Annotated in this window: 7 protein-coding genes; 1 reads left to right on the top strand and 6 read right to left on the bottom strand. The window is 54.9% G+C overall.

Going from position 1 to position 7,244, the window contains the following annotated elements; translation table 11 throughout:
- Positions 1 to 206: 206 nt before the first annotated feature.
- Entirely contained in the window at positions 207 to 2,567 is a 2,361-nt protein-coding gene (locus AC0QHF_RS14170; RefSeq protein ID WP_324704871.1) for an ATP-binding protein, read from the top strand.
- Positions 2,568 to 2,740: 173 nt separating this feature from the next.
- Here AC0QHF_RS14170 and AC0QHF_RS14175 read toward each other — a convergent pair whose 3' ends face one another.
- From AC0QHF_RS14175 to AC0QHF_RS14200, 6 genes are all read right to left on the bottom strand, one after another.
- On the bottom strand, positions 2,741 to 3,235 hold the full coding sequence (locus AC0QHF_RS14175) for an ureidoglycolate lyase (RefSeq protein WP_324704872.1): 495 nt from the start codon (positions 3,233 to 3,235) through the stop codon (positions 2,741 to 2,743).
- Positions 3,236 to 3,301: 66 nt separating this feature from the next.
- The gene (gene psb28, locus AC0QHF_RS14180; RefSeq protein ID WP_324704873.1) at positions 3,302 to 3,652 is read right to left on the bottom strand and encodes a photosystem II reaction center protein Psb28; all 351 of its coding nucleotides are present in this window, start codon (positions 3,650 to 3,652) and stop codon (positions 3,302 to 3,304) included.
- A gap of 80 nt (positions 3,653 to 3,732) precedes the next feature.
- On the bottom strand, positions 3,733 to 4,998 hold the full coding sequence (locus AC0QHF_RS14185) for a hypothetical protein (protein WP_324704874.1): 1,266 nt from the start codon (positions 4,996 to 4,998) through the stop codon (positions 3,733 to 3,735).
- Positions 4,999 to 5,218: 220 nt separating this feature from the next.
- Entirely contained in the window at positions 5,219 to 6,184 is a 966-nt protein-coding gene (locus AC0QHF_RS14190) for a hypothetical protein (protein ID WP_324704875.1), read from the bottom strand.
- Between the two features lie 18 nt (positions 6,185 to 6,202).
- A complete protein-coding gene (locus AC0QHF_RS14195) occupies positions 6,203 to 6,631 on the bottom strand; it encodes an NUDIX hydrolase (RefSeq protein WP_324704876.1) in 429 nt (142 codons plus the stop codon).
- 28 nt (positions 6,632 to 6,659) lie between these two features.
- Entirely contained in the window at positions 6,660 to 7,112 is a 453-nt protein-coding gene (locus AC0QHF_RS14200; RefSeq protein ID WP_324704877.1) for a DUF3531 family protein, read from the bottom strand.
- Positions 7,113 to 7,244: the final 132 nt, after the last annotated feature.

The raw sequence follows: 7,244 nt of genomic DNA on the forward strand, positions 1-7,244 counted from the left end.
CCATCGACCTCTGTGGTCGAAATCGATGCCCTGCATTTATAATTGATAACTAACTCGTGTCCCTCCGTGTCTTTTTATATCAGATCCGGTTAAATACTCGGACATCGGGAGGACTCAAGGGAAAGAGGAAAACTCGACTCCCTACTCCCGACTCCCTACTCCCTCCACCACAGATGTTTTGTGGTCAATTATCAGGATTTGATATTATGCTCAAGCCAGCGAACGCTCTCATGGGTCGGTTGTGCGAATTTAGCATCGTGCAAAAGATCGCGGTTAGCGCCACCATCTCTCTCGGCGTAGCCGTTTTGGGGTCTTTGAGCGGGTTGTATATCGGCAATTATTATCAGTATCAAGCCCGTCTTTCTCTGGCGATCGCCGACCGTCAACAGCAGCTTCTCTCCGATTTAGATAACAGCATCAAATCCACCCAAATTCACCCTCAACGCCTGCTCATGGTGTTGGGAGATAGCATTTGGTTTGACTATGAATCAGAGAAGTTTTTAAATGATGTCCGTAAAGTGGAAGAAAAGGTCGGGGAATTTCAAACCTTTCTCGACGGCTACGCCCAATTTTCGGAGGCGGATGTTCCCCAATTGAGGGCGACGCTCCAACAGTACCGGGAGACGACGGACGAGTATGAAGAATGGGTCAAAACGCTCTGGCAAGACCTCGACCCCCCCAACCTGACCGACGCGGAAATTCCTGCGGCGAGAAATCAAATTGTGGTGGCCCTGAATCGCCGGAAGTCGAAAGAAATGGAGGTAAAGTTCGATCGCCTCCTAGAAACTTTGTTGCGGCTAAAAACGGCGATCGACCGACAATATCGAAATGCGGAACGGGATTTGGTGCAAGCCGAAAAGTTGCGGAATCTGATCGTTTTGAGCAGTATCGCAGGGTCGGTCATCGTGGCTATTTTTCTGGCGATCGCCACCAGCCACGCGATCGCCTACCCCCTGAAAGCGGTCGAACAAGTCGCCCGCCAAGTGACCGAAGATTCCAACTTCGCGCTCCGCTGTCCCCAGATGACGAAAGATGAAATCGGCTCCCTCGCTGAAGCATTCAACCGACTCGTAGAACGCATCGAAATTTACACTCATCAACTCGAAGAAGCCCGCAACGTCGCGGATGCAGCGAACCAAGCCAAAAGCGAGTTTTTAGCCAACATGAGCCACGAGTTGCGGACTCCCCTGAATGGAATTCTCGGTTACGCCCAAATTCTCCAACAGGCCGACGATCTCGGCTCCCACCGCAAAGGAGTTGACGTAATTTATCAGGCGGGTTCCCATTTGCTCACCCTGATCAACGATATTCTCGACCTGGCAAAAATTGAGGCGCGGCGACTGGAATTATTCCCGAAAGAAGTGCATTTGCCCTCCTTTTTGCTGGGGATATCCGAAATCATCCGCATCCGGGCTGAACGGAAGGGAATCGAGTTCAATTATCGGTGCGATCAGCATATTCCGAACTACGTCATGGTTGACGACAAACGCCTCCGCCAAGTTTTGATCAATTTGCTGGGAAATGCGGTGAAGTTTACCGACGTGGGAGAGGTGTATTTTACCATTGACGCGATCGCAACGGAAGCGGCAGAAAATCCGAAACCGAGTCAATCTGCGGGCGACGATTCCGACTCCGAGTCCCCGCCTCTGGCTGTTATCCGTTTCCTCATCAAAGATACGGGGGTGGGGATGACTCCGGAACAACTGGAGACAATTTTTTTGCCCTTTGAACAGGTGGGGGATACCTCCAAACGGAGCGAGGGAACGGGTTTGGGTTTGGCGATTTGTCACCAATTGGTGAATTTAATGGGAAGTCAGATCGAAGTGGCGAGCACCCGCGGCGAAGGCAGTACCTTTTGGTTCCATCTCGCCCTACCTTTGGCATCGGAAAGCACAACCCATCAGCTTCCCCTCGATCTCGGCAAAATTGTCGGCTATACCGGAGAACGGCAGACAATTTTGGTCGTCGATGATGAAGCGGTGAATCGGTCGGTTTTGGCTGATTTTCTGCGGCCTCTCGGTTTTATTGTCGAAGAAGCCGACAACGGCTTGGAAGGCTGGGAAAAGTTGGCAGAATTTTGCCCGAATTTGCTGATCACGGACTTAAAAATGCCCTTAATGGGCGGGTATGAAATGATTAAAAAAATTCGGAATTCCGCTTACCGCGACCTGCCCATTATCGCCTCTTCTGCCAGCGTTTCTAATCTCGATGAAAAACAGGCGATCGCGGCGGGTTGCAATCAATTTATCCCCAAACCTATCGACCTAAATCGCCTCCTGAAGGAGTTCAAAAAATATCTCCCCTTGCAGTGGGTTTATGACGGTAAAGGGGCGGACGAAAATTCGACCGAACGTCCGAATTTTACCCCAACAATTCCCCCATTTGAACTGCTGGAAGCTATCTATCAAGCGGCTAAAATTGGCGACATTGAAACCATCGAAATAGAAGCCCAACGGTTGCCCTCATTGGATCGAGGTTATTCCCAGTTCAGCGATCGCATTTTACAACTGTCCCAAAATTTTGACGATCGCGGCATTCTGGAATTGCTGGAAAAATCTCGAAATTAACAATTAACAATTATAGCGCTGCGCGCGGTCCTCGATAATCGGGAGTCGGGAACCCTTGAGAACTTAGTTTGGAAGTTTTCGGGGCTGCCTCGACTTGTCAACAATAGCGCTGCGCGCACTGCTATAACGATTAATAATTATGAATTCCAATTCGCCATGTGTGGGGTGCAGCGCTAGATGATTTCAAACCGGAGATTGTCCTGTTTTTTGAAGTTATGGGTGAAGTGATCGACGACGTTTGTATCGCTCAATTCCAAGTTATAAAAATCGATAAAATCCGCGCCATCAAAATAGGGGCCGGCGTGCCAGGTTCCCACCTCCAATTTGATGAAGCAATTGCCGGGGATGCGGAAGGCGGCGAGTTGGTCCAAATCGGGGCGATCGCTCTTTGAAGGTGGGGCGACGGCTATCAGCCACTCTTTCCCCTCCAGGGAGCCCAAACACTGGGTACAGCGGACGTGGCGGGTGATGGCGTGAAATTCTCGGCCTCGTTCGGTGAGGCGCATGATGTAAAATCGGGGGGTGCCGTTGCTCAAATCGAGTTGGGCATCCTCGCGACCGTAGGGTTGGCCGTCTGTGGCGGGGAAGATAACCTGTCCATAGGGCCGAAAGCGATCGGGGGCGATCGGTTCTGCTTTCAGGGTTTTGAGGGCGATCGCGTCACTCATATCAAAACGGCTCTCACGTCGATTTTATTATAAAGAAATCCCGGTGAAGCGATCGCCGGTGAAAGATCAAGCCGGACTGTACTCGAACCCGTGTTCGTCGGCGTAGCGGTGCAAGAACCGCATCACCCGCTCGAAAACGTCCTCCGACTCCACCTCAAAAGAACATTCCGCCTTCGAGAGTTCGTCATCTTCCATATAGAAGAATTTGACCCCCGTGGGGCTGACGCGGATTTCTCCCTCGTCGTCCCGCAGCCACAGGTGGCTGATTTGTTTGCGGTAGGCCCTCAGGCGTTCGATCGCCTTGAGTTGGTTGAAGACTAAAACGACAATCTTGGTGTTGCTGTCCCGACGTTTGCGGAGGCTAACCCCACCCAGTTCCTCGTCCAGTCCGTCGATAAACTGGATAGTTGCAGACACGACGTATACCTAGATATACTATCTTTCCACGTTAACACCGCATCAAAAGAACTCGTTCAAAACCTTATAAAACTTTACGACTAAGGGTTCGAGAAGGTATTGATCCGGCCGCCGCCGATCGTCCGTCCCGGCGTGCGCCGGGGTGCAGTAAAGGGGGTCTGCTGTCGGACGACCGGATTTTGACCGGTACGGTTCAAATTCGACGGACCGACGACGTAATTTTGGGGGTTCGGCGTCGCCGTCTGATAGCTGGGGTTGCCGGAGGTGCCCAAGTTGCCGGAGTTGGGCGACCGGGCGTAGGGGTTGGTTCCCGTGAAATTATATTGGCCGTAGGGGTTAGCCGGATTGGGGGGCAACACCGGCGCGGGTCGGGCGTTGGGCTGCTGGGCCTGGGGTACGGGTTGGGGCAGCGCGGTATTGGTTTGGTAGGGGTTGGTCGCCGGCGTTTGTACGGGGGCCGCCGTGCCGTCGATGGCGGTGACGGTGCGGGGGACAACCCAGGTGGGTTCGGGAACCTGGACGGCTGGGGCCGATGCCGGCAGGGGGATGCCGGTATAGGGAACGTCGCCGGCGGCGGGTTGGGAGGTTGGGGTTGCCACTGAAATGGGATTGAAGCTTCCGGTGGCGTCGATGGGGTCGGCGGTCGTTTCTTGGGTTGGGGCGGTGCTTTCGGGTTGCGACTGCAAGAGATACTGGTCCATCGCCGCCTGCAGGGGGCTGGCGGGGAGAGTCGGGTCCTTCGTCTCGGTTGGGTCGTTTGACCGGGAGGGGGCGGTGCCGAAGTTGGGCATCCCCAGGGGATTCGATCGGGCGGCGGGGGCCGTCTGGGAGGGTGGCGATGCCGGGGTGGGGGCGAAGGGATTGCCGGTCGCCGGTTGGGATGGCTGCTGCGGGAGGAATGTGGGCAGGGTGGGAAGCTCAGGTTCGGGTAGGGTGACAGTTGGGCGATCGTCGCTGTCGGGTTGCCTTGCGGCTTCCAAGACGTCTTCCCCCCCCTGAATGGGTGTGTTGAAGAAGTTGAAGTCCTCCGGTTTGCCCAGGTGCAGTTGTTCGGCTAACAACCCGGAACTGTCAATTTCTGCCGCGATCGCCCGTTCTTCTGCGGTGAGGCCGTCGGTGGAAACTTCCGATCCAATTTCGACTTGATACCAGTCCGGGTGTTCCGACACCTGCCAGACGAACAGGCCCACGAAGGAAATCACGCCGACGGGTCCCCAAATTCTAGGTTTGGCGATCGCCCGCAACTTCTCCAATAGGGGATTGGGAGGGCTCTCGGCATGGTGGTGTTGCTCCGGGTGGTGGTGTTGGTGGTGGGGGTGATGTTGGTGGTGTTGGTGGTGGGACATGGGTCGATCGCCTCTTCACATCTAAGGGTTTTTTTAAGAATTGAGAATTGAGAATTAATAATCGATGGATTGGAAGTCTCGATGCTATGGCGCCAGGGCCAGGTAATGGGGAATGGGGAATGGGGAATCGGGTGAGGGAAATCAGCGAGTGCCCGGAAACCGGGGGCGGGGTCGGTTTGATCGCATCTCGCCAATTCCAGTGTATCCGAATTTTCCCATCTCATTCCCGACTCGCAAACCGAGCCATTCGGCTCACGAACAAATCCACCACCCAGCGAGCCACATTCCAATAGGCCTGTCGGGGGGTCAGTCCCAAGATGTCGGGGGTGGGATTGGCCAGGATCAGGACGACATCGCCCCGCCGTCCCGTGGCGGCGGCGTAGGCGAGGGCGGCGTTGAAAACCTGTTCGTGCAACTCCCGCCGCCAGTCCGGGGTGTCTCCGGAAAAACGGCCGCCGTCGGGGGTTCCCAGGCCGATTTTTTGGGCGAAGGTCCGGTAGCGGCGCCCGGCGCCGTCGGACGGTGCGGTGTAATATTCCAGTAAGGTTTGGGTGAGGGTTTGGGCCCGGTCGAAGTGGATGGCGTAGGAGTCAGCATTTCCGGCCATGTCGGCTTTGCCGATGCGTCCTTTGTCGCCGTCGTAGTAGGTTTCCAACAGGGGCGATCGCATTTGGGCGACGTCCGCGAAGGGGGCGGGATTTCCGTAAATGTACTCCACCACCACGCTGCCGAGATCCCCGACAAAGGTGGCGGCTTCCTGATTGGAACGCATCCGCACCAACCCCCCGGCGAGGCTGACGGCATCGGGATATTGGCCGGCGTCGGCCCCGGCGAATAGGTGTCCGATATCGACGCCGGTTCCGTGGATGGGGATGGCTTGGTGGTTGCGGAGAAACTGCACGGCCCCCCGCCATTTGGCGGAAGACCAGCCCGAGGGCAGGGGGGTGGAACGGGCTTCGGGAATCAGAACGTTCCACAGGCCGCCGCCGAAGGTCGCCCCGGCGTCGGTTCGGGCGTCGGTTTGGGAATCGTAGTAGATTTTGCGGAAGGCTGTGATGCGATCGCGGACGCTGTAGTTTTCTTCGATCGCCACCCCTTCCAAGGCGGTGAATTGGAGCATGAAGGTATCGAACTCCAGGTTGGCGGAAGCCCGGGATTGGGGAGGCGAAGCGACGAAGTAATTCATAACCACAAGTGTGCCGATTTAATCGAGGTAGCTGAGGAAGTCTTCGGGAACGAGTTTTAATTCGCCCGACCGGAATCGAGAGATGGGCACCCAGATGGCTAATTTTTCGCGATCGCCTTCCTGGAAGGTCACGGACTCGGTTTCGTAAAATTGGCGATCGACGAACCGACAGCGGTACAGTTGAATGATTTCATGGCCTTGCCTGTCATTATAGACAAAAATACTTTCGAGGCCACCCAAATATTCAATATCGGCAATTTCCGCGCCAAGTTCCTCCCTGAACTCCCGCCGCAGGGCATCCTGGCTATTTTCGCCAAAATCCACCCCTCCCCCCAAGGCGCGGTAGAAGGTTTCCTGTTTTTTGGAGTCGTATCCTTGGGAGACAAAGATGCGATCGCCCTCCCGCACCAATCCCAATGCCAGCACCCGAATTTTTGGTTTCGCCATAGCCTCGAAAATGTCAGCACGATCGCCCCTAATTATAATCGACGAAATCCGGTTCGTGGCGATCGCGATCGCCGACCCAATCTTCATTCTGTCCGCCGACGATCAGTTCTTCGATGACCACATATTCCCGACTCAAGCGATCGAATGCATTGATCAAAACGTCCAGGGCGAAGGTGTCGCTCGTCCCCAGATCGAACCAGCACCGCGCCCAAACCCCCTGATATTCGACCTCCCCCATGTTGTGCATGAGGGCCATCAAACTCTCCGCGCCGCGATCGCCGTCGTAGCTGATATAGTTGAGATCGACCCCCGCCTCCTGAACCTGCAAATTCTCCGCGTTGAACCCCCCCAATTTCCCCAACAAAAACCAGGAGTCGAACACCTCTTCAATGTACTGCCGTTCCATCGGAGCCGGGACCGTCTCGAACCGCAGCCAAATCCAAATATCGAAGGGATTGCATTCCCGAAACTTGACATCCATAATCAATTTTAATTCGGCAATATTTCACCTTCTATTATAACAAATTTTTGTTCCAAATTATAGCGCTGCTAGAGGGGGTGTAGGGTGTAGGGTGTAGGGTGTAGGGAGGGGAAATTCCCTCGACATCAGGGT

Source organism: Lyngbya sp. CCY1209 (assembly GCF_055795065.1).